Origin of the sequence: Streptomyces sp. GbtcB7 (assembly GCF_019091445.1) — a bacterium.
Taxonomy (GTDB): Bacteria; Actinomycetota; Actinomycetes; order Streptomycetales; family Streptomycetaceae; genus Streptomyces; species Streptomyces mirabilis.
On the sequence record NZ_JAGXJM010000009.1, the window covers coordinates 69,255 to 93,745 of the forward strand.

Sequence of the window (24,491 nt, forward strand, 5' to 3'; positions counted from 1 at the left end):
GAGGTGCCCCGTAGCCGTGTTGCGCCATGGCCTTGTGCCGGACCGTCGGTCGATCATCCTGACCTCGAACAAGAGCTTCAGCGAATTCGGTCAGGTCTTCGGCGACGAGGTCCTCGCCACCGCCATCCTGGACCGGCTCCTCCACCACTGCGAGGTCGTCCCGATCAACGGCCCTGGCTACCGCCTCACCGCCATCGACGGCGAAGCGGGCATCGCCTGACGGACCCGGCAGGCACTACTTGCTTCGAGCAGTGTCGAGCTTTGCCGCCAGCGCGGCCATCCCATGCAAGTGTGTGAAGTACTTGGTTGCGTACTCGTCATCACCAATAGACGGAAGGATCTCTTGAAGGACCGCGGTGCGTCCCTGAAGTATGTCTCGGCGCCGGTCATCCAGGGGGCCGTTCATGGCTGAGGAGACACAGCCGGCAAGCATCGTGTCCATCATCACCATGCATTCACCCGCGGGCTCTCGCTGGTAGAAGCCCGGAGGGAAGCGCAAGGTCCTGAACTCGTCCCACAATCGCACCAACTGATCCAGTCCTGCTTCCGCCATGCCCGTGATCATGCCTTGCGGCCAGGCGCCGAGGGAACGCGTTCCCCAACCTACGTAGTGCTCTGCTTCTGGTTCTCGGCGAAGTCCTCTGCAGACAACTCTGCGCGTTCACTCCTCAGCGAGGACGAGACCCGCACGCTGATCGACCTACTGGGCAAGCTGACCGCCCACTCCGTCGACTTCGACGCCAGGCATCGGGCCTGAGACATCAGGTGTTGAAGGAGATCTTCAGAACGTTCAGCGGATCTTCAGCAGGCCCGGGCGAGAGTTGCCTCGTTCTCGATCCCGAGGGAACGGGGGCCGGACGTGTGCCGGTACCCCTGTCTCCCTCCACCTGCGAAGGAGTTGATCACATGAAGGTGCGCAGGAACGGCATCTCGCGTCGTCAGGGTGCCGTGATGGCCGGCGTACTGGCCGCACTGCTCGCCTCGGGTGGGGTTGCTGCTGCGGCCTCGACCGGCGGCAGTACCACCAAGCACGACGGCAGCACGGTCTCCGAGGCGCCCGGCAACCCGCACCCGCACCACATCAAGCCGGGCACCGCCAAGAAGCTGCGAGACCTCCCGGTCGTCGAGGGCGGCCCCGTCACGGGCGAGGAGCCGTCCGTCGTCGAGGTGCCCGGCGCGAAGCCGAAGGGCTGGGATCTCGGCGAGGCCACGCCGGTGAAGGGTGCCCCGGTCGTCGTCGGCGGCGAAGGCAACACCACGCTGCGCTAGCCGCACGGTGACACGGCAGGCGTGGGGCTGCCGAGTCGTCACCGCGGAACGCCCGGCCGGAGAAGTCCGGTCGGGCGTTTTGCATGGCATCTGCATGACAGGCAGGACTTCGCGCGAAATCTTGCTCTTCTCCCCTGAGGGGATCGCCGGGCTGTCGGATTTTGACCATGGGGAGTCGTCTGCGCATCCGGTGACGACAAGCTTCTGAGCATAGTTTTGACGGTGTCGGCCCGGCCGGTGCAGAGAGCCGGGTGACGGATTCCGGAAAGGACGAAGCACGATGAGTTCTGTGGAGCGCATGCGGCTGACCTACGCTTTCGACGCCTACTGCGGCTGGTGCTACGGCTTCGGACCCGTCTTGCGCGAGTTCGCCACCGCCAACGCGGACCGGATCGAGCTGCGAGTGCTGTCTGGCGGTCTGTTCACCGGCTCGCGCGCCTTGCCGGTGTCGGCCTACCCGCACATCCCGGGCGCCAACGAGCGCATCACCGAGCTGACCGGCGTCACTTTCGGCGACGGCTACCGTGCTGCGCTGGCCGACGGCATGGTCGTGATGGACTCCGCCGATGCCGCCACGGGACTGGTCGCGCTGCGCAGCCAGCCGGGCGTGAACGCCCTGGATGCGGCGGCCGCGATGCAGCGTGCCTGGTACGTCGACGGCCGCAGCCTGTCCGGCGCCGCGGTCTACCGGGACCTCGCCGCCGAGCTGGGGCTGGACGCCGAGGCGGTAGCAGCCGTGTGCGCCTCGCCCGCCGCCCGTGCCGAGGCGGAGGCCGACTTCCTCGAGGTGCGTCGCCTGGGCGTCGACGGCTACCCGACGCTGCTGCTGCACACCGCCCACGGTGCCGACCGTCTGGGCGGCCCGGCCTCCTCGGCCGACGCGCTCACCCAGGCCCTGAACCAGCACCTGGCCGCCACCACGGCCGCCTGAAGCCACCTTCCACAACCCCTCGAAGGGCAGTACACCCATGTCCAGCCTGACGTATTCCGTTCACACGGCCGGCGACACCGGCCTGAGCAAGTCGTCCGTCCTCGTCACGGGCGAGCGCGAAGCACTCCTGGTCGACGGCCAGTTCACGCTCGCCGAGCAGCACCGGGTCCTGGGGGACGTCATCGACAGCGGCAAGGAGCTGACCACCGTCGTGGTCACCACCGCCGACCCTGACTACTACTTCGGCCTGGAAGTGATCCGGCAGGCGTTCCCCGACGTCGGGATCGTTGCCACCGCCACCACCGTGGAGCGGATCAAGAGCAGTTGGCAGGGCAAGCTCAAGACCTGGGCACACCTGGGCAAGAACCTGCCCACCGAGGTGATCGTCCCGGAGGTGCTGCAAGGAGACCACGTCAGCATCGAGGGCCACGACTTCGAGCTGCGCGGCGGCCACCCCGACCTGGTCTGGCGCACCGAGTACCTGTGGCAGCCCGAGGACCGCGCGGTGGTGGGCGGGGTCCTGCTCTTCGCCGGTCTGCACGCGTGGACCGCCGACACCCCTACGCTGCGTGAGCGGCACGCCTGGGCCGAGACGCTCGCCGAGATGGAGCGGCTCGCCCCGCGGTTCGTGGTCGCCGGCCACCGTTCCGCCGACTCCGCCACCGATGCTTCGGTGATCGGATCCACTCGCACCTACCTCGCCGAGTTCGAGGAGGAGCTGGCCAAGCACGGCAACGACTCCGAGGCTCTGAAGTCCGCGATGCTCCAGCGTTACCCAGACCTGGGCCTGGCGGTGGCTCTGGACCTGGGCACCAAGGTCGCCACCGGCGAGATGAACTGGGGCTGACCCGTACTCACGACGGGCCCGCGCGCCGGGTGGTGGGCCATCGCGACCACCACCCGGGGCACGACCGCCGCGGAGTTCGTCCTGACCGGCGGTGTCTTCTTCGCCGCGGCCACCACCGTCCGCTGCCTGATGGTGGTCTCCCCACTCGGCCGGGACCGGCCGTAGCCGCATCTTCGGCGCGCGGCCGTGGCGGTGATCGTCGGCGCGGTGCTCGCATGGGCGCCGCCGTCTCCATCGAGTCGTCACTCCGGCGGACACCTCAATCCTGCTGCCACCCTCGGCCTGTGGTTGACCGGCGTGTTCCCCGGCCGCCGACGGTGTGCGTCGCCCCTACTCGCTGGTTTCGTAGTCGGCAATGGCCCGCCTGGCCCGCCTCGTGCGGGGACCGGCGGCCGATCGACCACGCCGCGGTTGAGTCCGCCCCCGCCTGGCCGGACGCTGCGTTGTTCATCGCCGAAGCCGTGTTCTGAGCGGCGATCCTCGACGTCACCCTGGTGCCGATGCGCACCGGCCTGTCGGTGGGCGGGCTCTGTGGGTCTTTGTCTCTTGGTCCCGCTCCCGGGAGCGACGCTCACCGCCCAGGTCGCCTGGCGTCGGGCGCTTCGTTTCCGCCATCCTCCGAGGAGCGGCCGCGGACGGTCGCGCGGAAGGCGATCGGAGACTGGCCGGTGCGCTGGTGGAAGAACTTGCTGAAGTTGGTGGCGCTGGTGAAGCCCAGTTGCGCCGCGACACGGGCGGCTGATTGATTGCCGTGCGCCAGGAGGCGCTTGGCTTCCAGGACGACCCGCTGGTCGATGAACTCCTTCGCGCCCACCCCGGCTCCGGTCAGCGCGGCCCTGGAGAGGGTACGGGGTGAGTAGCCCAGAGCTCGGGCGTAGTCCTCCAGGCGGCGGGTGCGGGTGAAGTCGCGTTCGACCGCGTCACGGAAGCGGAGGAATGTCTCTCCTGGGTCCGGTGCCGGGCTGCCGACGGGCGCGGTGCGCTGCGAAAGGCGCAGCACGAGGACTGCCAGCAGGTGGCGCAACACCGCCACGTGCGCTTCCAGGGAGATGCCACGCAACGTCTGGAACTCCAGTGCCAGATGGTCCACGGCCATCTCCAGCGCGTGACGTTCCTCGGGACCGGGAACCTGGAGCGTGGGGGCGTAGAGATCGTCGATCCGCGCTGCGGCCACGGTGGCCGGATCCAGGAAGTCGCCCTCGAAGAGGACCATGGTGCCCTCGGCGTCGTCCAGATCACCCCACTGCTGCACCTGACCAGGCCGGATCCTGAGCCAGGAGCCCGGTTCGAGGGCGTAGCCGGTGAAGTCCACCGTGTGCCACAACGAGCCGCTGGAGAGGGTGATCAGGTGGTGGAACGTGGGTCGCTGCGGTGCCTGCAGCCGTCCTTCGCCCATGTGGACGGCGGCCCGCTCCCGCAGGTCGGCCAGAGAGATGATTTCGATGCCGGCAGGTGTGCCGACGGCGGGAGCGAAGCCGATGTCCGCGATCTCGCGTGATGTGCCCTGTCGTTTTCTCACCGTCACCAGTAGCCACCATCACGCAGGGAACCTGGCCGATGCCAGCCTAACCGCAGTAGCCGTCACCCCCAAGTGTCGGATTCTAACCATGATCTGTCAGCCTCCTACCTGGTTCACCTGCGAGGGCGCCAATAAGTTGAATCTCGAAGCTTTCGTTTTCAAGCGTAGGAGGTACTTGTGACTTCGCCCATCGTGTCCATCGCCTATCACTCCGGCTACGGCCACACCGCCGTCATTGCCGAGGCTGTCCAGCGTGGCGCCAAGGAGGCCGGCGCCGTCGTGAACCTGATCGCCGTCGGTGAGATCACCGACGCCCAGTGGAGGCAGCTGGACGCCTCGGATGCGATCATCTTCGGTTCCCCCACCTACATGGGAACCGCTGCCACCGCTTTCCACGGCTTCGCGGAGGCCAGCTCCGAGCGTTGGTTCGGACAGGCTTGGAAGGACAAGCTGGCGGCCGGATTCACCAACTCGGCTTCCAGGGCGGGCGACAAACAGTCGACCCTCCAGTACTTCGCGACGCTGGCGTCGCAGCACGGTATGCACTGGATCGCGCTCGGCCTGCCGGGGGGCTGGAACTCGTCCAAGGGGAGCGAGAACGATCTCAACAGGCTGGGCTTCTTCCTGGGTGCCGCCGCTCAGTCCAACGCGGATCAGGGGACCGAGGGGGTGACGGCCAGCGACATCGCCACCGCCGAGGCGCTGGGGCGTCGCGTCGCGGATGCCGCCGCCACGTGGGTGGCCGGCCGCGCCGTACGCGCCGCCTGATCGCGGGCCCTTCGCCCCGGCTGCCGGGTTTCCGTACGGCGCCGGGGCGGGCGGCGGATCCTTGGTCTCAATCGACCACCCGGCGGCGAACTCGCCCCGCCCCACCGCACCGTCAACCGGACATAGAGGGCCTTCGCCAAAAGCTTGCGCAGCTTGTCGGGGAGGCTGTCCAGGGCGGGCATTTCTGACATGACGCGGTGGGCGACCATGTGGGGCGTTCCCGTCCCGAAGGGCGGGCCGCTTGCGGAGTCGTAGCCGACGAGTGTGCCCCAGAGCGAAGATGTCGCCCTCGGGGGCAACGGTACCTGTGCGGCAGTGTCCGCGGCTGTCCAGCCGGTGGATCCTGGTCATGGTGTCGGCACGTCTCACGGAGCGTCTGGCGGCAGAGCTATGACCGCCAGCGGGGGACCAGTTGGGGACCACGCGGTGTGCGCGATAGTGCACGAGGGAGCCCTCTGCGCACATCCTGCGTCCTGGTTAAGTCTGCTATATCCAGAAAATACCTCCGACGCTCACTCCTGGGGGTCAAGGTACGGCCTCTTCCTCGTTTCCGGGGGTCGGCCCGGGGCTCAGCGGTAGTACGAGGCGACGGCCGGCTGGCCGGTGTAGTTGGGGCCGGCGTGCGGGTCGGCGCCGAGGTAGGCGAAGGGCAGCGTGACGGGGCGGCCGCCCCGCAGGCTGAGACGGTGGTGGCGGGCCGAGTACTGGAAGCCGGCGGCCCGCAGTGCCGCCAGGACCGGGCGGGACGCGTCGCTGCCGTCCGGGCGCCGCAGCGTCGAGGGATCGAGATGGGCGACCAGCAGACCGGTGCCGGTGAGCCAGGAGGCGGCCCGCTCCAGCAGGGCGAGCCGGTCGCCGATGTAGTGCAGTCCGTGGACGCAGGTGATGAGGTCGTAGCGGCGGCCCGGCGACCACCGGCCGAGGTCCGCGGTGACGAGTTCGAGGCCGTCGGGCAGTGCCGTCCGCAGCAGCGGGCCGACCAGGTCCACACCTGTGATGACGGCCTGGGGGAGTCGCCGCGCCGCCTCACGGAGGGCGAGTCCCTCTCCGCTGCACAGGTCCAGCCAGGACGGGGCGGGTCCGATGTCGTTCAGGAACTCGGCGGGGGAGAAGCCGAGTTCGCGGGCGTAGCTGTTGACGCCTGCCAGGACGCGTGCGCGGTTCATGGTGCTGTTGGCCACCACGGCATGGCCGGTCAGCTCGTCGTCCTTGACCAACTCGGGTGGCGGTGGGGCTGTTGTCGGCGAAGTACCGTCGATCATCGCCCCATTGTGCGCCAGGTTCGGACGCGCCGTGGGGCCGCGCGGACGGATGCGACGGCTTCGAACTCCGGGCCACCGACGCGTTCCAGCCCGTCGCGACCGGACGTTTCGAGCGTCGTCGAAAGAAGTTCCGCCCCCGGGCGTCGACCCGGCAGGGTGGGCTCGGGCGTGACCGGGTGGGCCGCACGGCCCGGCCCGGGAACACGCCCGGACTCCACCACGGGGAAGGACCGTATGACCATGAGGATGAGGACCAAGGCGTTCGCCACGGCGGGGGTCGGCGCGCTGGCCACCGGACTGCTGCTGACCGGCGCGGCCGGGGCGCAGGCCGCGGCGGCGGGACTGCCGTACGCTGTCACGCCGTATGTGAACGTCAACGTCCGCTCCGGGCCCTCGACCACCACCGACATCACCGGGCACGTCGCCGCCGGGCAGCCGCGCGGCGCCTCCTGCTGGACCCACGGCGAGACCATTCGCGACAACGGCTACGTCAACGACGTCTGGGTGCGACTGGCCGAAGGCTATGTGAGCGCCGTCTACCTCAAGGGCGACCAGTACGGCGGCCTTCCGGCCTCCGCCACCTGCTGACCGGCCCACACGCGGTGCCCGACCCCGACCCGGGGTCGGGCACCGCGCCGCGTTCAGGTACACCGCCGACTGCTCGAGGTGCCGAAGGATCTCCCACCGGGTAGAGATCGTGTGGGGCCTCGGGTATGGAGTCGCGGATCAGCATGATGGTGGGATGCCACAGGGCGCGGGCCCTGCGAGCAAAGGCGTCGGCGTGCGGGAGCACGGCGCCGCCGGTCTCCCGGTTCCCGGCCACCGCGCCGAACCGGACGCTCGGCCCCGTCGATCTCGGCGGCTGCCGTGGCACGTGTCATGTCCCCGACCGCCTGCGTCCGCCGGGCCGTCACTCCGGTCCCCGTCCGCCGCCTTCGTCGCGTGCCGACGGTATCCTGCGCCACACGACCCGGAGTGCCCCATGAACACACCCTCACTCGCGGTGCGCGACCGCATCCTGACCCTGCCGCCCACGGAACTTCCCGCTTATGTGTACGACTTGGCGGCACTGCGCGCACACGCCGCGTCGGTGCGGGCCGCGCTGCCCGAGCGTGTCGAGCTGTACTACGCGACCCAGGCCAACGGGGAGTCGGAGATCCTGACCGCGCTCGCCCCGTACGTCGACGGCTACAAGGTCTCCACCGACAGCGAACTGGACCACGTCACCCGGGCGGCGCCGGACCACCCTCTGGCCTTCGGCGGCCAGGACAAGACCCCGACGGAGCTCCTGGACGCGTTGGAGCGGGGCGTGACACGCTTCCTCGTGGAGAGCGAGTACGAGCTGTACATGCTGGCCGGGCTGGCCCAGCGGCACGCTCCGGACGGCCGGGTGTCGGTCCTGCCGCGCTTCGACCTCCCGGTGGCCGACCACCTGCTCGCCGACGGCGGCCGTGGCCGCAGGACCTCCGGCCTCGATCCGGCGCAGGCGGACACGATCGTCGGCCTGCTCACCGACGGCAGCTACCCGAACCTCGAACTGCGCGGTGTCTACGCCCACTTGGCCAACGGCCTGCACGCCCCCGAACACCTCGCGGTGGCCGAGAGCGTCGTCGCCTGGACTGCGGAGCTCGCCGCGCGGCACGGCCTGCGCCTCACCGAGGTGAACGTCGGGGGCGGTATGGCGGTGGACTACGAGCACCCCGAACGCCGTTTCGACTGGCAGGCGTACGGCGAGGGACTCGCCCGACTCGTCGCAGCGCACCCGGAACTGACGCTGAGTATCGAGCCCGGTCGCGCGCTGACCGCGTACTGCGGCTGGTACGCGAGCGAGGTGCTGGACGTCGAGCACGGCGCGAGCGAGGACTTCGCCGTCGTCCGCGGTGGCGGGGTGAACCTGCGCACGTCGGCGTCCAGGAGGCCCGACCAGCCGTGGCCCGACCAGCCCTGGTCCGTACTCGAGGTGGACGCGTGGCCCTACTCCTGGCCGCGGCCCGTGGTACGCCGCGAACGGGTCACGCTCACCGGCCAGTTGAGCACCTCCAGGGACATCCTGGTCCGGGACGTCCGGGCGCCGGGGCTGCGGGCCGGCGACCGTGTGGTGTTCTCCCTCGCGGGTGCCTACACCTCGTCCGTGCCCCACCGGGCGTTCGCCAGGTTTCCCGAGCCCGGCTTCCACTTCGTGGACCCGGGCACCGACGGCGATCAGTCCCGATAGCACCACGAGGAGCGGCATGACAGACGAACCGAACCGTTCGACGACGGCCGATGCCATGACCGATGCCACGACCGACTTCGCGCACGGCATCACCGACGCCGTCCTCGACAGCCTGCGGGACACGACCGATCCGCGGCTGCGCGAACTGCTCGGCGCGCTCACCCGTCATCTGCACGACTTCGTGCGCGAGACGGAGCCGACGATGGCGGAATGGGAACGCGCGATCGGCTTCCTGACCGCGACCGGGCAACAGTGCACCGACACCCGCCAGGAGTTCATACTGCTGTCGGACGTGCTCGGCGTCTCCATGCTCGTGGAGTCGCTGAGCGGCCACCGCGACCCGGGTGCCACCGAGTCGACGGTCCTCGGCCCGTTCCACCTGACCAGATCGCCGATCCGCGCACTCGGCGCGGACATCGACCTGGTGGGCAGGGGCGAGCCGTGCGTGGTCAGCGGCCGGGTACTGGGCAAGGGCGGCACCCCGCTGCCGGGCGCGGTCCTCGACGTGTGGCAGGCCGACTCCGAGGGCTACTACGACGTACAGCAGCCGGACGTCCAGCCGCCCGGCAACGGGCGGGGCCTGTTCACCGCCGACGCCGAGGGCCGCTTCTGGTTCCGCACCTGCGTACCGAGCCCGTACCCGATCCCCACCGACGGCCCGGTCGGCGAACTGCTGCGCGCCACGGCCCGGCACCCCTACCGCCCCGCCCACATCCACTTCATCGCCTCGGCCGAGGGCCACGCCCCGGTCACCACCCACATCTTCGTCGCGGGCGGCGACTACCTGGACTCCGACGCGGTCTTCGCGGTCAAGAAAAGCCTGGTCCAGGACTTCACGGAGACCGACGACCCGTCCCTGGCGCGGGAGTTCGGCGTCCCGAACCCCTTCCGCCACGCCCGCTTCGACCTCGTACTGGAACCGGAATGAGCACCATGACCGACAGGAACACCCCGCTCGACTTCTCGTACGAGACCCAGCCCGCGCGGATCGTCTTCCGGCCCGGCGCCGCCGTCTCCGCGACCCCCGACGAGGCCGCCAGGCTCGGGCTGCGCAGGGTGCTGGTGGTCTGCGGCAGCAGGGGCGAGGGCACGGCACGCGCGGTCGCGGACGCCCTGGGCGAGGCCTGCGCGGGGCTGCACGCCGAGGCCCGGATGCACGTACCCGTCGAGGTCGCCGACCGGGCCGTCGAGGCGGCGCGCGCGGCCGGCGCCGACGGGTGTGTCGCGGTCGGCGGCGGCTCGGCGATCGGCCTGGGCAAGGCGATCGCGCTGCGCACCGGCCTGCCCCTGATCGCCGTGCCCTCCACCTACTCCGGCTCCGAGATGACCCCGGTCTGGGGACTCACCGAGCACGGTGCCAAGCGCACCGGCCGCGACCCCGCCGTCCAGCCCCGCAGCGTCGTCTACGACCCCGAACTCACCCTCTCGCTCCCCGTCCCCCTCACCGTCACCAGCGGCGTCAACGCGCTCGCCCACGCCGTCGAGGCCCTCTACGCGCCCGACGCCTCGCCCCTCGTCTCGCTCATGGCCGAGGAGGGCGTACGGGCGATGACGCAGGCCCTGCCGCTGGTGGCCGCCGCCCCCGGCGACCTCGACGCGCGCGGCCGGGCCCTGTACGGCGCCTGGCTCTGCGGCGCCTGTCTCGGCGCCACCACCATGGGCCTGCACCACAAGCTGTGCCACGTCCTCGGCGGGACCTTCGGCCTGCCGCACGCCGAGACGCACACGGTCGTCCTCCCGTACGCCCTCGCCTACAACGCGCCCGCCGCACCCCGGGCTGTCACGGCGCTCTCGCGCGCCCTGGGCGGCGCCGACGACGTCCCCCATGCCCTGTGGGCCCTGGCCGGAAGCCTCGGCGCCCCCCGGGGCCTCGCCGAACTCGGCCTCAAGGAGACCGACCTGGCGGTGGCCGCCGAGCAGGCCGCCGGGCAGCCGTATCCGAATCCGCGCGAGGTCACCTTGGACGGTGTACTGGCGCTGCTGACCGCGGCGTACGAGGGCAGGGAGCCGAGCGTCGACGCGTAGCCGCGGGGCCGTACGGACCGCGCGGACCCCTCCCCCTGGGGCAGACCGCGCCCGCCGGGCTATCCTGACCGCCGAACCGGACACGGGGTGCCCCGCACGAGGGCTGAGATCACACCCGTCGAACCTGAACCAGTTAGGACTGGCGGAGGGATGTCTCATGTCGTTGCCGTATGCCCGTAACGCTCGCGCTGAGGTGGCCGTCGGAGGCCCGCAGGGCGTGTTCGACGGGCGGATGCCCACCGCCCCGGGGGACCTGCACGTCGAGGCGCGCGGAATCGCCCCGGTCCCGGAGGACCACCGCTACGGCGGCCCCGGCCGCCTGTTCACCGTGTGGTTCGCCCCCAACCTGACCATGACCGGCGTGTTCACCGGCACCGTCGGCATCGCGCTCGGCCTGGACTTCTCCACCGCGCTCGCCGCCGTCGTGCTGGGCACCCTCCTGGGGGCGGTGCCGACCGCGTACCTCGGCACCTGGGGGAGCCAGACCGGCGCCGGACAGCTGCCGCTCGCCCGCCTCGCGTTCGGCCGGGCGGTGGTCGTCCCCGGCGCCCTGCAGTGGCTGTCGTCCATCGCCTGGGACGCACTGATCGGCCTCTTCGGCGGGGACGCGCTGGCCCAGCTGTGCGGCTGGCCGTTCTGGCTGGGCGTGCTCGTCATGATGGCGGTGCAGGGGGCGCTCGGCGTCCTCGGCTACGAGGTGATCCACCGGCTCCAGACCGTGATGACCTTCGCTCTCGCCGCCGCGTTCGTGGCCCTGACCGTGAAGCTCCTGAGCGGCGCCCACACCACCCCCGCCGCCACCGCGCACGGCGCCGACCGGGCCGGGGCCTTCGTCCTGACCTGCACGATCGCGCTCAGCCTCGCGCTGTCATGGGCCCCGTACGCGAGCGACTTCAGCCGCTATCTGCCGCGTACGGCGTCCCGCCCGCGCATGTTCTGGTACACCCTGACCGGCATCGGCGTGTCCTTCGTGGCCGTCCAGGCCCTCGGACTGTGGGGCGCGGCCGTCTTCACCGACCAGACCGCCCGCGGCGTCGACACCCTGCTCGGCGGCGGCGCCCTCGGAGCGTTCGGCCTGCTGGCCGTGGCGCTCGCCGCGCTGAGCAGCAACGCCATGAACGACTACAGCGGCTCGCTCGCCCTGCAGACCATGGGCGTACGGCTGCCGCGCCCGGCCGCCGCCGCGATGGCCGCCGTCCTCGGCTTCCCGCTCGTGCTGTGGATGCACGCCGCCGACACCACGGCCCGCTTCCAGAACGTCCTGCTGTTCGTCGGCTACTGGATTCCCGGGTTCGTCGCGATCGTCGCCGTCGACTGGCTCGCCCGGGCCAGGGCCCGCGGCGGCGCACCCGTCGACCTGGCCACCGAGAGCGCCCGCCCGCGCCCGTGGTGGCCCGCGCTCGTGGCGTTCGCCGCCGCCTTCGCCGCCGCGGTGCCGTTCATGAGCACCAGCCTGTACGTCGGCCCGGTCGCGCACGCCCTGCACGGCGCCGACACCGCCTACGGCGTGGCGTTCCTCGCGGCCCTGCTGGTCTACGCCCCGCTGCGCCTGCGCCGCTGACCCCGCCCCCCTCTCACCCCCTTCGTACGGAGTGACAACCACGATGCCCGCGAACACGCCGACCACCCCGCCCCGTGTCCTGACCATCGCCGGATCGGACTCCGGGGGCGGTGCCGGCATCCAGGCCGACCTGAAGACCATGCTCGCGCTGGGCGCGCACGGGATGAGCGTGCTCACCGCCGTCACCGCGCAGAACTCCCTCGGCGTGCAGGGAGCCTGGGAGCTTCCCGCCGAGGCCGTGCGCGCGCAGTACCGCAGTGTCGTGGACGACATCGGTGTGCAGGCCGTGAAGACCGGCATGCTCGCCTCGCCCCTGCTCGTCGAGACCGTCGCCGAACTGCTCTCGGACGTCGGCGCGCCCGTGGTGGTGGACCCGGTGAGCGTCTCCAAGCACGGCGACCGGCTGCTGGCGGACGACGCGCTGGACGCCGTACGGACCGCCCTGCTGCCGCTCGCGACGGTCGCCACCCCGAATCTCGACGAGACCGCCGAGCTGACCGGGATCAAGGCCACCGGCGAGCGTGACATGTGCCGGGCCGCGGAACAGTTGCTGTCGTACGGGCCCCGCTGGGTCCTGGTGAAGGGCGGCCACCTGCCCGGCGAGGCCGTCGACCTGCTGACCGACGGCACCGAACAGCACTGGTTCCGGGCCCCGCGCCACGACAACCGCCATACGCACGGCACCGGTTGCACTCTGGCCTCGGCCATCGCGGTGGGGCTGGCGCAGGGGCGGGCGGTGCCGGAGGCGGTGCGGCTGGCGAAGGAGTACGTCACCGGCGCGATCGCCGCGGGATTCGCCCTGGGCGCGGGCCTCGGACCGGTCGACCACGGCTGGCGGACGCGCGCCTGAACCCCGCGCATCCGTCCGCACGTCGGACGAGGCCGCCGTCCGCCGGGTGCCGCGCACGACGCGCGGCACGCACGGTGGGACCGGCAAGGCCGTCCGACGTCAGCCGGTCGGCGTAATCGTTGTCTTCAGGAAGTCCGCCAAGGCCGTGGCGGGTCGGCCGAGCAGGCGGCCCAGCGTGGGGTCGACCGGCGTGAACTGTCCCTGCCGGCTCGCGGCGAACAGGCCGAGGAGCAGGTCGGCGCCGGCCTCGGGCAGACCGCGGGCGAGCAGGCTCGCGCGGTAGTCGGCGTCGGAGACGACCACCCGGCGGACTTCGCGGCCCGTGAGCCGCGTGGCGATCGCCGCGATGTCGGCCAGGTCGAGCGCCTCGGGGCCGGTGAGCGCCGGTGTCGTCCCGTCGAGGCCCTCACCGGTGAGCGCGAGCGCAGCCGCCTCGGCGAGGTCGGCGTGGGCCGTCCAGGCGACCGGTCCGTCCTCCGGCGCGGCCAGTTCGCCCGTCTCGAGCGCGTGGCCCAGCAGCATCGCGACTGAGGATGCGTAGAAGCCGTTGCGCAGTGAGGTGAACGGGACCCCGGACTCCCGGAGCGCCGCCTCGGTTGCGGCGTGGTCGCGCATCGGAGCGAAGGGAGAGGACGGGTTCGAGCCCATGTGGCTGGTGTAGAGGATGCGCTCGGCTCCGGCTGCCACCGCGGCCTCGACGGCGGTGCGGTGATGGTGCACGGCGTCAGCGCCGGTGCTGTCCGTCGACACGACGAGGACCTGCCCTGCGCCCTCGAAGGCGGCCGCGAGGCCCGCGGGGTCGCCGAAGTCGCCCTGGCGGACGCGCACGCCCCGGTCTTCGAGCTCTCGTGCCTTCTCCGGGTCGCGCACGCTGACGCCGATCCGCTCGGCGGGGACGCGCTCCAGCAGCCGCTCGGTGATCAGCCGGCCGAGTCCGCCGTTGGCTCCGGTGATGATGATCATGACGACCTCTTCCCTGTTTCCGTCGATAACGCAATGACGGTATCACTGGAAATTCTCATCGGTAACAGGATTCTGTTATCGTCGGAATCATGGAGAGCGAGGACGTCACCGCGGCGGACGGGCACCGTGAACGCATCGTCGCGGCCGCCGCCCGGCTACTGGCCGAAGGCGGGCCGGACGCGGTCTCGACCCGGGCGGTGAGCGCCGCGGCGGGCGTGCAGCCGCCGACCATCTACCGGCTCTTCGGCGACAAAGAAGGCCTGCTCGACGCGGTCGTCGCCGACGGCTTCACCGCGTACCTGACCAGCAAGACCGCCCGGAAGCCCACCGATGATCCGGTCGAGGACCTTCGCGCCGGCTGGGATCTGCACGTAGGTCTCGGCCTGGCCAACCCGGCGCTGTACACCCTGATGTACGGCCGGTACCGCCCCGGTGCGCCCTCGCCCGCGGCGATCGCCGCCTTCGAGGTCCTCGCCGAGCACATACGACGCATCGCCGAGGCGGGCCGGCTGCGCGTCCCCGAGGACCGCGCAGCGGACCTCGTCCACGCGGCCGGCTGCGGTACGACGCTCACGCTCATCGCCACCCCTGAGGACCGTCGGGACCCGGAGCTGTCCCACACCGCCCGCGAGGCGGTCGTCGCGGCGATCGCCACGGACGCCCCTGTCGCGCCCGCATCCGGGCCTGTCGCGGCCGCCGTCACCCTCCGGGCCCTACTCCCGCAGACCGACGCCCTGACGGCGCCGGAACGCGGCCTCATGGAGGAGTGGCTCAACCGAATCGCCGATCCGGGCTGAGGGCGGCTCGGGGTGAGAGCGGTTCGACCCGAGGCCGGTTCGGCCTGAGGGTGGCTCGGCCTGAGGGTGGCTCGGTTGGGTGGGGCGGCCGCCCCCGTGCCTACGCGGAATCGGGTACGACGGCCCACCGCATCCGAGTACGCGTACTCATGATCGATTTCCTTGTCTCGCGCAGGCTGGTCCCACAAGCCGTCCAGAGGGAGCCATCGTGCGTATGACAAGCCGAGTTCACCGACCGTCGTCCGTGATCAGCAGGGGCCCGGCGCGGTCCGCCCTGGGCCTCGCGCTGGCCTGCGTGACCCTCGCGATGCTGACCGGCTGCTCCACCGAGGACGCGAGTTGCGGCGGTGGTGAGTACCCGGTCATGACGGTGGGCAGCACCGGCAGCGCCTGCGTGTCCAACGGCGACGAGCCGCCGAAGGGGTACGTCCGCTATCCCGAAGGGAAAGCCCCCCAGCACGTCGGCGACAAGTGGGACACCTACTGGAGCACCCACACCATCGACGAGAACGGCGAGATCATCAAGGCTCCCGACGCCGGTGTGTGACCGCCGGCCGCTCAGCGATGCCTGGCCATAGTCGCAGCGGCCAACCGGTGCCGAGTACGGCCGTCTGTCCCTGAACGTCACACGAGTGACGAGTGGCCGTGCACTGGAAATCGAACACGTGCTTGAATTCGGGTATGACGTACCCACACTTCCAGGGCCGGGATGCAGGCCGGGACCGGAGAGGCGAGGCTGGATCCATGTCCGAACCGTTGCCTGTCATCGTGGCTCCGCCGAGTGACACCGGTGGCCGCCGAGTCCGAGTGCACGGCGAGAACCTCGGGTTGGCCTACAACCTGGAGGACCTGTCCGAATTCCTGCGACGCGCGGGTCTCGACGTGGACCCCGTGAACGCGGCGGTGTCCCCCCTCATCGACTGGCGCGGTGTGGGCCCGGAGTACTGGGGGCCCGAGACCCGCGGATGAGGGCGCGCCTGTGGCCGTCCCGTGTGGCCGCGCCGCGCGGACGGCCGCTCGTGCAGCCGTCGTACGTCCGTCCGGCGGCGCTCAGTGGTGCCGTTGATCGTGCGTCCTGTCGTGCCGATCGGTGACCGGTACACCGGCAGCGTGACCGATCCGTTCGCGCCACCCCCGGAGACGGGGTGCACCACCGTCACGTCGGAGCGGCGGTGCGCCAAGGAGTCGGCCGGGGGTTTCTTCGCGGCCACCGCCGCCTTCGAGGTCGTGCAGGCCCTGGTCTTCGAACCCGTCAGCCGGTTGCTTCCCGGACACGCGCACCGTGTCACCGCCCTGGCGGGAATCCTGGCCGCGACGCTCGCCCACCCACTCGCCACCCGGTGGCTCAAACGCCTGCCCTCGTCGGCTCCGCCGCAGTGACGTCCGGGGCGTAGCCGTCTCCTCGCGGCGCCATCGAGGACCACGTGCTGGGTGGGGCCGATGTGGCGCGGGTCGGTCGGAACGGCGCTCGACCGCGGGTAGTTACCGGACCCAGGTCCCGCGCCGCAGTCGCCGTGCGACTGCCGCGCTGCCGTCGGGTGGCCTCGCCGTACGCGTCGTACGCGCCCTGTGCGGCGCACTCGCAACACCGCTTCCTCGCGCGTGCCCCACGTCCCGGCGGCCGGGCGGGGAGCCGTCGCCCAACTCCGCCTCCGTATCCGTTGGTTGGCCCTTCACCATTCATCACTCAGACACCCCCTGACGCTTGCGTTGTCGACGAAAGGGGGAATGGTGATCTGGGCATGCCAACTCGACCGGGTGTGCCCGGCCCACCCCCACATCGCGGTCGATCAGGAGGACGCAGTGAAGAGAAGCTCGCGCATCCGCAAGGTCTCGCTCATCCTCGGCAGTGCGGTCGCCCTGGTCGTGGCCTTCCCCGGCAGCGCCCTCGCCGCCCCGCCCCAGGCCCTGCCGGCCAACGCGGACGGACTGGAGCAGACGTTCCAGCCGGCCTTCGACTATGACACGGACGGCTGCTACCCCACCCCCGCCATCGGCCCCGACGGGACGATCAACCCCGGCCTCAACCCGTCCGGCGCCCTCAACGGCCAGTGCCACGACGCCTCGGACCTCGACAACACCAACGGCTACTCGCGCGAGAAGTGCAACAACGGCTGGTGCGCCATCATGTACGGCCTCTACTTCGAGAAGGACCAGGCCGTGCTCGGCAGCGGCCTCGGCGGGCACCGCAACGACTGGGAACACGTCGTGGTGTGGGTGCAGAACAACGAGGCCCAGTACGTCTCCACCTCCGCCCACGGCAACTTCAACATCTACGGCCGTGACCAGATCCGTTGGGACGGGACCCACCCCAAGGTCGTCTATCACAAGGACGGGCTGAGCACCCACTGCTTCCGCCCCGCGAACTCGAACGACGAGCCGCCGGAGAACCACTACCACGCCTGGCAGTTCCCCGACCTGGTCGGCTGGAACGGCTACCCCGCCGGTCTGCGCGACAAGCTGAGCGCCTACGACTTCGGCAGTGCCGTCTTCGGCCTCAAGGACGGCAACTTCAACTACCACCTGGAGAAGGCGAAGCCGACCGGCATCCCGTTCGACCCCAATGCGTGATGCTCCGTCAAATGATGCGAAATGCGGGTGAGTTGGTGGGGTTATTGGCGGCTCTCGACGCGTGATCGTGGTGTACATCACCCTGGAGGGGGTGGAAACGTGAAGCAGGGCTTCACGTCTTCATGGCATGCTCACATCTAGTTACTCGCTGGTAATCGCATGCCACCCCCACCCCCCTCAGGACTGATCTTGCGCATCCGCAAGCGGCCCTCGCGCGCCCTCGTGCCCGCGCTCGCCGCCTCCGCCCTCTTCCTCGCCGTCGGCTGCTCCGCGGACCCCGGCCAGAGCTCCGCCGCCGCACGGACCCCGGACGCCGGCGCATCCGCGACCACGACCGCGAACAGCGACCAACCGCTCGCCGTCGCCGCCGCCCCCGCGGCGGCGGCCACCTCGACCGCCGTCGCGCGCCCCGGTACGGCCGGCGGGAAGGCTCGCAAGACCTCGCTCAAGGTGAAGTCGTACGACAGCCACACCCGACGAGCCGTCATATCCACGGTCGCCAAGGGGACTTCATCGCCGTCCCCGACCGGGACCCCGACCCCCGCAGGCACCGCGACGCCGGGCCGCACCGCCGTCGGCGACGTCATCGCCAGTGCCCCCGCGCCCGGCGCCCCGGACGGACTCCTGGCCAAGGTGACCAAGGTGATCGGTGAGACGACCGACGGCACCGAGGTCCAGACCGCGCCGACGACCCTGGACACGCTGCTGGGCGACGGCGACGCGAAGGGCACCGTCCCGGTCGACCCGGCCTCCTTCGACGTCGAGCGGCTGCTGCCCGACGTGAAGGTCTCCTGGGCGAAGACGGGAGACATCCACTCCGGTCCCGAGGGGACGAAGGTCCCGCTCGGCAGCCTGCGGGTCGATGTCGCGACGAAGGTCGCCACGGCCGAGGGGGCACCGGCCTCGGCGGACGCATCCGTGTCCGGCTTCGTCCAGGTCAAGCCCGAGGTGGACTTCTCCTACGGAGGCGGCGCCTCCACCGCCTCCACCGCCTCCGACGGTTCCACCGCCTCCGGTCCGGGGGCGGCCTACCTCGGCGTCTCCGGCGACTGGACCTCGCAGTGGGCGCTCAAGGGGCGCGCCGGCGCCACCGCCAAGCCGGTCCGGCTGCCGTTCGCGAAGCTGCACGCCGACCCGGTCCTCCAGGTCGGCCCCATCCCCGTCGTCGTGAACCTCGACCTGACCTGCTACTTCGAGATCAGCGGCGACGGCCGGGTCACCGTCGACGTCGAACAGGACCTCAAGGGCGACTTCAAGGCGGGCGGCACCTTCGGCACGGCGGCCGGCTGGACCCCGGTCAACGAGTCCCACATGGACAGCTCTCCGGTCCGTACGTCCGTCACGACCGCCGGGAGCGTGAAGGCGGCCCTCGGCGCACAGGCCACCGTCGGCCTGTACGGCGCCGTGGGCGTCACCGCCGACCTGGCCCCCTACCTGCGCGGTGAGGCCGCGGGCACGGTCGCCGCGACCACCCCGGTCGGCTCCGGAGCCAAGTCCGACGTCGCGGCGAGTGGTTCCTGGGCCCTCTACGGCGGCCTCGACCTGAGCGGCACCCTCCAGATCCAGCTGGCCATCTTCGGCACCCCCGTCATCCAGCACGCCATTCCCCTGGGCACACTGCACCGGGAGTGGAAGCTCGCCGACGGCAAGATGTAGGTCCTGCGGACGCGGCTCGCGCCGCGCCGTGACCAGCGCCCCCGCACCCGCCGTACCTCCGCGTGTGCGGGCCCGCCCCCTCACGTGCGGTAGGGTTTACCTGCAGGATCACGCGGAACACCGCGGGTGAACGCACCGGGACGTGGCGCAGCTTGGTAGCGCACTTGACTGGGGGTCAAGGGGTCGCAGGTTCAAATCCTGTCGTCCCGACGGTGCGAAGGGTCTTCGCAGGCGAGAGCCTGCGGGGGCCCTTTTCGCGTGGAACCTTCCGGCTTCGGGATTGAGCGTGCCGCTCATCGGCACCTTTCTCGGGGGTCGGCGAAGATGCCGTTGCTGGACCTGGAGAAGATGACCGCGGGTCTGTCGAAGACCGCTTTTCGCCACCGTCGTCTGTCACACGAGCCCGCCCCGCCCTGTCTATGTGGTGTCGACCAACAGGCAGAGGGAATCATGCGTGAGATTGTGATCATCGGTGGCGGCTACGCAGGCTTCTACACGGCATGGGGCCTCGAGAAGAGGTTGCGTGCGGGTGAGGCGCGGGTGACGGTTGTCGATCCCCGTCCCTACATGACCTATCAGCCCTTTCTGCCGGAGGTGACGGCCGGATCGGTCGAAGCGCGTCATGCCGCGGTGTCCTTGCGGCGGCATCTGCGCCACACCCGGCTGATAGCGGGGAGCGCGGTCGAGATCCGTGACGCAGACCGGAGGGTCGTCGTCCGACCTGTGAACGGAGCGGACTACGAACTGAGTTACGACATCCTCGTGGTCACCGCCGGCGCCGTGACCCGCACCTTCCCCATCCCCGGGCTTGCACAGCAGGCGATCGGCCTGAAGCACGTGGAAGAGGCGGTGGCCATCCGCGATCGCCTCATGACGGCATTCGATCAAGCAGCGTCACTGCCGCCCGACGCCGAGCGGCGGAGGCTGCTCACCGTCACGTTCGTGGGCGGCGGGTTCTCCGGCGTCGAAGGCTTCGGCGAATTGTTGTCCCTGGCGACCGCGATGCTCAGGTCATATCCGGAGCTGAGCATCGACGACCTGTCCTTCCACTTGGTCGAGGCTCGCGGCCGCATCCTCCCCGAGGTGGGCGACAAGCCCGGTGCTTGGGTGGTGCGCTCCCTGGAACGCCGTGGCGCGCACGTCCACCTGAACACACAACTCCTCTCCGCCACGGGCGGGCACGTCGTGCTGTCCAACGGAGAGGAGTTCGACTCGGCGCTGATCGTCTGGGCTGCCGGCAACGCCTCGAACCCCATCGTGCACAACCACACCGATCTCCCGGTCGACGAGCGGGGCCTGCTCGTGGTCCGGCCCGACCTTCGCGTCGGCACCGACAGCGAGCCTGTGCCGGATGTGTGGGCGGCCGGTGACGACGCGGCCGTTCCCGATCTGGCTTCCCCTGTGCCGGAGGCTCGCACGGTACCGAACGCCCAGCATGCCGTGCGGCAGGGCAGGCTCCTTGCCAGGAACATCGCGGCCGACCTGCGCGGGGGAAGAATCCGAAACTACCGCCACAGCAGTCTCGGAGTGGTGGCGACACTGGGGCTGGGGCAGGGCGTCTTCCAGTACAAGAGCCTTGTCATCAAGGGACTTCCCGCCTGGCTGATGCACCGGGCCTATCACGTCCTGGCCGTGCCTTCCTGGGAGCGCAAGATCCGGGTTCTCACGGTCTGGCTCACCGCTGCCGTGTTCGGCCGTGATCTTGTCTCCCTCGCCTCCGTGCAGCACCCCCGGGACGCGTTCGTCACGAGCGCGAATCCGGAGCGTTCCGGCGAGAGCCGGGCGAGTGACAACGCGGCTGCATGAGCGACGACAGGCCGGCGGCTCCACCGAACGCCGTCGGCTCCCCACGGCGGATGTCACAGACGGACGAGCTGTCCCGTCCATGGAGAGGCCGCCGCCACAGAGGACCAGATCATCTGGGCTACCTGCCCGACTCGGTATCGCGGTGACTGGTCCTCTCCACGCTCTCTGGAGGTACGCCATGGACGCGAGCAAGGAGGCCGCACGCGGCCTGCACGACATCGAAGACTTCCTGTACCGGGAGGCGCATCTCGAAGCGGCACATCGGCGCGTGGCGGATTTCACCGCGCGGACGGCGGGGCTGACCGATGGGCAGAAGAGGGATATCGAGCGGTGGTATCTCGAAGAGCAGAACTACGTCGCCGGCATGGTGACTGATCACATCGCCGCTCGCATCAGCCTGGTGGAAGGGCAACATCACCTCCGCTTCGGCCGATGGCTGCGGGGAACGCTGATAGCGATGGTTCTGATCACCGCGGCGATGATCACGGTGTGCGTCGCCGTGATCTTGGGGACGCCGGGCTGACCCACCGTGTGCTCAACTTGCTCGGCATGCGACGTGACTCGACCAGCCACCGCCACCCTGCGCTCTGACCCGCGGGATACCGCTCAGGAACGCGGAGCGCGGTAGAGGCCTCGGCCGGTTCTCTGGACGCGGTGCGTGCCGACAAGGCGATCGAGTGTGCTGCGGACCGCGTTGATGCTCCCGCTGTCGGTGTCACGGCCGAGAGCCGCGGCGACATCTCGGGCCCGCACGTCGCGGTCGCCGACTTCGGCGAAGTACTCCATGATCTGTTCGGTGAGCTTGCCGTACTGCTTCGGCCCCTCCGCGTCCGTGCCGGTATCGGCGGAAACGGGACGTTCCGTGGTCTTGCCGCTCCTGGACTTCCGAGCTGTGGGTGCCGCGGAGGGGGTTGCGGCGTCCTTGGATTCGGGGGAGGTGACGGCTGCCCGCGGGGCGGCCGGGGGCGCGGCCCGACCGTGCTCCGCAACCGCGGATCCGGTCGACCCCGTCGACGCCGCGGCAGCCGGGGCACGCAACAGCGACTCAAAGGCACTGAGGGTCCGCCGCACCGAGCCGAGATGCGCCACGACCGCGGCCAGTTCCCTTTCCAGCGCCTCCTTCTGAAGCTCCAGGCGGGCCAGTTCCTCTTGAAGGCCCTCAGCGGTGATCTCGATGTTGTGCGCCGCGTGGGTTACGGAGATGCTCTGGACGGTCCCACGGTTTCCCACGGCGAAGACACTGTGTGTCCAGCCGAGGTCGGCTCCTCCGACATCGGTCGGCCGGTATTTCTCCGCCCAGTCCTGTCACAGGGACGGGCCCACCCCGGTCTATGAAGGGGATGTGATCGGAGCAGTCGTGACCTTCAGTGACCACATGACCCGCGGCGCCCGACCCGGCGGAGGAACGGAGACCGAGGATCATGCATGACGAGCCGTCCCCCACGGCAAGCGACCTTGACGAGGCTGTTTCGGTCTTTGTGCAGCACAGGGCACGTCTCTTCGGTATCGCCTACCGCGTGCTCGGCAGCGCGGCCGAGGCCGAGGACGTGGTCCAGGAAGTGTGGCTGCGTTGGCAGAGGACCGAGCGCTCCGTGGTGGTCAGCCCGGTGGCCTTCCTGTCGAGCACCGCGACCCGACTGGCCATCAACGTCGCGCAGTCGGCGCGCGTGCGGCGGGAGACCTACATCGGACCGTGGCTGCCGGAGCCCATCGACACGAGCTCGGACCCGGAGGTGGGCGCGCAGCGCGCCGAGGCCCTGGAACTGGCTCTGCTGCTGGTGTTGGAGAAGCTGAGCCCCACCGAGCGTGCCGCATACGTACTGCGCGAGGCATTCGACTACAGCTATCCCGAGATCGCTCACATGCTTCGGCTCAGTCTCGTCAATGCACGGAAGATCGTGAGCCGTGCTCGCAAGCATCTGTCGGACGAGCAGCGGGAGAGCGTGGACACGGTCGAGCACCGACGCCTTCTGAACGCCTTCGTCTCAGCGGCTCGAACGGGGGACGTGGCGTCACTGGAAGCCCTGCTCACCCCCGATGCCGTCAGTCTGTCGGACGGCAACGGTGTCCGGGGCGCCGCTCGTGTTCCCGTGTTGGGCCGTGCCCGCGTGGCCAATCTGGCGACCGCGTATCCGCGGTTCTGGGGGAGCGTGGGCGTCGAGTTCGTCGCTGCCAACGGCCGTATGGGCGTGATGATCCACCGAGAGGGCGAGCCCTCCACGTTCATGACCATAGCGGCCGAGAGTGAGGGCATCTACAGGGTGATGTGGGTGTTCAACCCGAAAAAGATCGCCGCGTTCCTCAATTCACGGTCCCGCTCCACGACCGCCCTCAGGCCTGCGCCGAGTGGCGCGTGAGTGCGGCAACCGCATGGCTCAAGGTTGGTTCCAGGAGCGTAGTTTGTCGGGGTTGAGGATGACCCACACCTGTATGACGCGGCGGTCGGCGACGTCGAGGCTGATGACCGCGGCGACCTGACGGCCGTAACGGGCGACCAGGCCGGTACGACCGTTGACGGACTGAGCCGTCAGATCGGTGCGCGGTCGGCGGGCCAGCAACGTCAGCAGACTCTGCGCCACCTGCCGGCCCCCGTGCACCGGCCTGCTCAACGCCCGCACCTTGCCCCCGCCGTCGAAGAACGCCGTGACGTCCGGAGACAACAGCGACACCAAATGCCCGGCATCCTCGTCCAGGCAGGCCCGACCCACCGCGCGAACCAGGGCATCGTGCTCCCACGGCGCTACGGGATCCGAACGCCGCACCCGAAGACTGGCACGGGCCCGCTCGTCCGGCGACAGGCAACCCAGCGCGTCCAGCAGAACCCGACTCACCTCCACCTCCAGCCCCGCCTCAACCCCCTCGGCCCCCGCCTCAAAAACGGTGTCACCAGACCGCTCGACCAGGGCAAGCCGGCTCAGGCAACTCCTGCCCGCACTCCTCGCAAGCCAGGACCGGGGCCGTGCGATCTCGCGGCGCGCCGCACCCGACAACCCGTACCACCGGCGGTAGACCTCATCGACCACACACTCCGCCTCACCGGCACTGCCCAACATCCAGCAAGCCACATCCAGGAGATATCGACGCTCGTCCAGCAACTCGGCGATCGACACCACGTCAGCCTCGTCCATACGTCATCCCTCCTCCCACGCAACCCCAGCCGAGCGAGCCTTTCGTCGTCTCGACTCATTCCGAATGACCAGGCACACACGGGTCTTGTGACATGGCGCCCCTGTGGATCACGGCCTGCGGTGACGCGCTGAACTCGGCGGCGTGTCACACACGCGCCGGTTGTCCGGTCTTATGTGACAGCGTCCGGAACCTCATCGACGAGGCCAAGGCCATCTGTGCGGACAGTTCAAGGAATGGTGGTGGGGGTGTGGGTGGGGCGAGTCGGGAAAACGAAGTGCGACCACGGCACAAAGGCGAGCGGACAGCGGAATGGGCTGATGGG

The 24,491-nt window shown here is 70.2% G+C and carries 25 protein-coding genes, 1 tRNA gene, 1 pseudogene and 1 riboswitch; of the genes and pseudogenes, 21 read left to right on the forward strand and 6 right to left on the reverse strand.

The features are described 5' to 3' along the window. Positions 1-40 precede the first annotated feature (40 nt). Positions 41-220: pseudogene (locus KVT44_RS16750) on the forward strand (ATP-binding protein); the annotation flags it as partial. 15 nt (positions 221-235) lie between these two features. On the opposite strand, the gene KVT44_RS16755 reads toward KVT44_RS16750, so the two are convergent. Then, the gene (locus KVT44_RS16755; RefSeq protein ID WP_217567630.1) at positions 236-553 is read right to left on the reverse strand and encodes a hypothetical protein; all 318 of its coding nucleotides are present in this window, start codon (positions 551-553) and stop codon (positions 236-238) included. 353 nt (positions 554-906) lie between these two features. Between KVT44_RS16755 and KVT44_RS16760 the strand changes: the two genes are divergently transcribed. From KVT44_RS16760 to KVT44_RS16770, 3 genes are all read left to right on the forward strand, one after another. Further along, a complete protein-coding gene (locus tag KVT44_RS16760; protein ID WP_217567631.1) occupies positions 907-1,269 on the forward strand; it encodes a hypothetical protein in 363 nt (120 codons plus the stop codon). A gap of 280 nt (positions 1,270-1,549) precedes the next feature. Then, a complete protein-coding gene (locus KVT44_RS16765) occupies positions 1,550-2,200 on the forward strand; it encodes a DsbA family protein (RefSeq protein ID WP_254649502.1) in 651 nt (216 codons plus the stop codon). A 37-nt stretch (positions 2,201-2,237) separates the two neighbouring features. Beyond that, positions 2,238-3,047: an MBL fold metallo-hydrolase gene (locus KVT44_RS16770; RefSeq protein WP_217567632.1), complete on the forward strand. Its 810-nt coding sequence runs from the start codon at positions 2,238-2,240 to the stop codon at positions 3,045-3,047. A gap of 571 nt (positions 3,048-3,618) precedes the next feature. Here KVT44_RS16770 and KVT44_RS16775 read toward each other — a convergent pair. After that, positions 3,619-4,572 (reverse strand): AraC family transcriptional regulator, encoded by a 954-nt coding sequence (locus KVT44_RS16775; protein ID WP_217567633.1) that lies wholly within the window; start codon positions 4,570-4,572, stop codon positions 3,619-3,621. Between the two features lie 171 nt (positions 4,573-4,743). Between KVT44_RS16775 and KVT44_RS16780 the strand changes: the two genes are divergently transcribed. After that, positions 4,744-5,334 (forward strand): flavodoxin family protein, encoded by a 591-nt coding sequence (locus tag KVT44_RS16780; protein ID WP_217567634.1) that lies wholly within the window; start codon positions 4,744-4,746, stop codon positions 5,332-5,334. A gap of 569 nt (positions 5,335-5,903) precedes the next feature. Here KVT44_RS16780 and KVT44_RS16785 read toward each other — a convergent pair. Next, complete coding sequence (locus KVT44_RS16785; protein ID WP_217567635.1) at positions 5,904-6,596, reverse strand: trans-aconitate 2-methyltransferase; 693 nt, start codon at positions 6,594-6,596, stop codon at positions 5,904-5,906. Between the two features lie 240 nt (positions 6,597-6,836). Between KVT44_RS16785 and KVT44_RS16790 the strand changes: the two genes are divergently transcribed. From KVT44_RS16790 to thiD, 6 genes are all read left to right on the forward strand, one after another. Then, positions 6,837-7,184, forward strand: coding sequence for an SH3 domain-containing protein (locus tag KVT44_RS16790; RefSeq protein WP_225900601.1), 348 nt, complete (start codon positions 6,837-6,839; stop codon positions 7,182-7,184). 394 nt (positions 7,185-7,578) lie between these two features. Beyond that, the gene (locus tag KVT44_RS16795; protein WP_217567636.1) at positions 7,579-8,811 is read left to right on the forward strand and encodes an alanine racemase; all 1,233 of its coding nucleotides are present in this window, start codon (positions 7,579-7,581) and stop codon (positions 8,809-8,811) included. Positions 8,812-8,866: 55 nt separating this feature from the next. Beyond that, a complete protein-coding gene (locus tag KVT44_RS16800; protein WP_217567748.1) occupies positions 8,867-9,739 on the forward strand; it encodes an intradiol ring-cleavage dioxygenase in 873 nt (290 codons plus the stop codon). A gap of 5 nt (positions 9,740-9,744) precedes the next feature. Continuing rightward, positions 9,745-10,836 carry a maleylacetate reductase gene (locus KVT44_RS16805; RefSeq protein WP_217567637.1) on the forward strand — a complete coding sequence of 364 codons (1,092 nt, stop codon included), beginning with the start codon at positions 9,745-9,747 and terminating at the stop codon, positions 10,834-10,836. 73 nt (positions 10,837-10,909) lie between these two features. Then, positions 10,910-11,004, forward strand: a riboswitch (TPP riboswitch). After that, positions 10,994-12,397, forward strand: a complete 1,404-nt coding sequence (locus KVT44_RS16810) for a cytosine permease (protein WP_217567638.1) — start codon at positions 10,994-10,996, stop codon at positions 12,395-12,397. It overlaps the preceding riboswitch by 11 nt. Positions 12,398-12,440: 43 nt before the next feature. Continuing rightward, positions 12,441-13,247: a bifunctional hydroxymethylpyrimidine kinase/phosphomethylpyrimidine kinase gene (gene thiD, locus KVT44_RS16815; RefSeq protein WP_067361108.1), complete on the forward strand. Its 807-nt coding sequence runs from the start codon at positions 12,441-12,443 to the stop codon at positions 13,245-13,247. A gap of 99 nt (positions 13,248-13,346) precedes the next feature. Here thiD and KVT44_RS16820 read toward each other — a convergent pair whose 3' ends face one another. Next, positions 13,347-14,210, reverse strand: coding sequence for an NAD(P)H-binding protein (locus KVT44_RS16820; protein WP_217567639.1), 864 nt, complete (start codon positions 14,208-14,210; stop codon positions 13,347-13,349). A gap of 89 nt (positions 14,211-14,299) precedes the next feature. Here KVT44_RS16820 and KVT44_RS16825 point away from each other — a divergent pair, with 89 nt between their 5' ends. From KVT44_RS16825 to KVT44_RS16865, 9 genes are all read left to right on the forward strand, one after another. Further along, on the forward strand, positions 14,300-15,007 hold the full coding sequence (locus KVT44_RS16825; RefSeq protein WP_217567640.1) for a TetR/AcrR family transcriptional regulator: 708 nt from the start codon (positions 14,300-14,302) through the stop codon (positions 15,005-15,007). A gap of 214 nt (positions 15,008-15,221) precedes the next feature. Further along, on the forward strand, positions 15,222-15,554 hold the full coding sequence (locus KVT44_RS16830; protein ID WP_254649503.1) for an SCO0607 family lipoprotein: 333 nt from the start codon (positions 15,222-15,224) through the stop codon (positions 15,552-15,554). Between the two features lie 197 nt (positions 15,555-15,751). Continuing rightward, positions 15,752-15,976: a hypothetical protein gene (locus KVT44_RS16835; protein WP_054232660.1), complete on the forward strand. Its 225-nt coding sequence runs from the start codon at positions 15,752-15,754 to the stop codon at positions 15,974-15,976. A 141-nt stretch (positions 15,977-16,117) separates the two neighbouring features. Beyond that, positions 16,118-16,387: a hypothetical protein gene (locus tag KVT44_RS16840; protein ID WP_217567641.1), complete on the forward strand. Its 270-nt coding sequence runs from the start codon at positions 16,118-16,120 to the stop codon at positions 16,385-16,387. Positions 16,388-16,810: 423 nt separating this feature from the next. Beyond that, complete coding sequence (locus KVT44_RS16845) at positions 16,811-17,578, forward strand: NPP1 family protein (protein ID WP_217567642.1); 768 nt, start codon at positions 16,811-16,813, stop codon at positions 17,576-17,578. A gap of 195 nt (positions 17,579-17,773) precedes the next feature. Then, positions 17,774-19,234: a hypothetical protein gene (locus tag KVT44_RS16850; protein WP_308314036.1), complete on the forward strand. Its 1,461-nt coding sequence runs from the start codon at positions 17,774-17,776 to the stop codon at positions 19,232-19,234. Between the two features lie 136 nt (positions 19,235-19,370). Further along, a tRNA-Pro gene (locus KVT44_RS16855) sits at positions 19,371-19,444 on the forward strand. 240 nt (positions 19,445-19,684) lie between these two features. After that, positions 19,685-21,040, forward strand: coding sequence for an NAD(P)/FAD-dependent oxidoreductase (locus KVT44_RS16860; protein ID WP_217567644.1), 1,356 nt, complete (start codon positions 19,685-19,687; stop codon positions 21,038-21,040). Between the two features lie 178 nt (positions 21,041-21,218). Then, a complete protein-coding gene (locus KVT44_RS16865) occupies positions 21,219-21,563 on the forward strand; it encodes a hypothetical protein (RefSeq protein WP_217567645.1) in 345 nt (114 codons plus the stop codon). Between the two features lie 83 nt (positions 21,564-21,646). On the opposite strand, the gene KVT44_RS16870 is transcribed toward KVT44_RS16865, so the two are convergent. Further along, on the reverse strand, positions 21,647-22,270 hold the full coding sequence (locus KVT44_RS16870) for a hypothetical protein (protein ID WP_308314029.1): 624 nt from the start codon (positions 22,268-22,270) through the stop codon (positions 21,647-21,649). A gap of 191 nt (positions 22,271-22,461) precedes the next feature. Here KVT44_RS16870 and KVT44_RS16875 point away from each other — a divergent pair, with 191 nt between their 5' ends. Beyond that, complete coding sequence (locus KVT44_RS16875; RefSeq protein WP_217567646.1) at positions 22,462-23,397, forward strand: RNA polymerase sigma-70 factor; 936 nt, start codon at positions 22,462-22,464, stop codon at positions 23,395-23,397. A gap of 18 nt (positions 23,398-23,415) precedes the next feature. Here KVT44_RS16875 and KVT44_RS16880 read toward each other — a convergent pair whose 3' ends face one another. Continuing rightward, positions 23,416-24,168 (reverse strand): RNA polymerase subunit sigma, encoded by a 753-nt coding sequence (locus KVT44_RS16880; RefSeq protein ID WP_217567647.1) that lies wholly within the window; start codon positions 24,166-24,168, stop codon positions 23,416-23,418. Positions 24,169-24,491: the final 323 nt, after the last annotated feature.

What these genes read in the sequence shown, in the direction of transcription:
- thiD (WP_067361108.1), top strand. Translation starts at nt 12,441, where the DNA reads ATGCCCGCGAACACGCCGACCACCCCGCCCCGTGTCCTGACCATCGCC.
- KVT44_RS16810 (WP_217567638.1), top strand. Translation starts at nt 10,994, where the DNA reads ATGTCGTTGCCGTATGCCCGTAACGCTCGCGCTGAGGTGGCCGTCGGA.
- KVT44_RS16785 (WP_217567635.1), bottom strand. Translation starts at nt 6,596, where the DNA reads ATGATCGACGGTACTTCGCCGACAACAGCCCCACCGCCACCCGAGTTG.
- KVT44_RS16830 (WP_254649503.1), top strand. Translation starts at nt 15,222, where the DNA reads ATGACAAGCCGAGTTCACCGACCGTCGTCCGTGATCAGCAGGGGCCCG.
- KVT44_RS16880 (WP_217567647.1), bottom strand. Translation starts at nt 24,168, where the DNA reads ATGGACGAGGCTGACGTGGTGTCGATCGCCGAGTTGCTGGACGAGCGT.
- KVT44_RS16795 (WP_217567636.1), top strand. Translation starts at nt 7,579, where the DNA reads ATGAACACACCCTCACTCGCGGTGCGCGACCGCATCCTGACCCTGCCG.
- KVT44_RS16820 (WP_217567639.1), bottom strand. Translation starts at nt 14,210, where the DNA reads ATGATCATCATCACCGGAGCCAACGGCGGACTCGGCCGGCTGATCACC.
- KVT44_RS16770 (WP_217567632.1), top strand. Translation starts at nt 2,238, where the DNA reads ATGTCCAGCCTGACGTATTCCGTTCACACGGCCGGCGACACCGGCCTG.
- KVT44_RS16765 (WP_254649502.1), top strand. Translation starts at nt 1,550, where the DNA reads ATGAGTTCTGTGGAGCGCATGCGGCTGACCTACGCTTTCGACGCCTAC.
- KVT44_RS16825 (WP_217567640.1), top strand. Translation starts at nt 14,300, where the DNA reads ATGGAGAGCGAGGACGTCACCGCGGCGGACGGGCACCGTGAACGCATC.
- KVT44_RS16760 (WP_217567631.1), top strand. Translation starts at nt 907, where the DNA reads ATGAAGGTGCGCAGGAACGGCATCTCGCGTCGTCAGGGTGCCGTGATG.
- KVT44_RS16800 (WP_217567748.1), top strand. Translation starts at nt 8,867, where the DNA reads ATGACCGATGCCACGACCGACTTCGCGCACGGCATCACCGACGCCGTC.
- KVT44_RS16755 (WP_217567630.1), bottom strand. Translation starts at nt 553, where the DNA reads ATGGCGGAAGCAGGACTGGATCAGTTGGTGCGATTGTGGGACGAGTTC.
- KVT44_RS16860 (WP_217567644.1), top strand. Translation starts at nt 19,685, where the DNA reads ATGCGTGAGATTGTGATCATCGGTGGCGGCTACGCAGGCTTCTACACG.
- KVT44_RS16790 (WP_225900601.1), top strand. Translation starts at nt 6,837, where the DNA reads ATGAGGATGAGGACCAAGGCGTTCGCCACGGCGGGGGTCGGCGCGCTG.
- KVT44_RS16875 (WP_217567646.1), top strand. Translation starts at nt 22,462, where the DNA reads ATGCATGACGAGCCGTCCCCCACGGCAAGCGACCTTGACGAGGCTGTT.
- KVT44_RS16805 (WP_217567637.1), top strand. Translation starts at nt 9,745, where the DNA reads ATGACCGACAGGAACACCCCGCTCGACTTCTCGTACGAGACCCAGCCC.
- KVT44_RS16865 (WP_217567645.1), top strand. Translation starts at nt 21,219, where the DNA reads ATGGACGCGAGCAAGGAGGCCGCACGCGGCCTGCACGACATCGAAGAC.
- KVT44_RS16835 (WP_054232660.1), top strand. Translation starts at nt 15,752, where the DNA reads ATGTCCGAACCGTTGCCTGTCATCGTGGCTCCGCCGAGTGACACCGGT.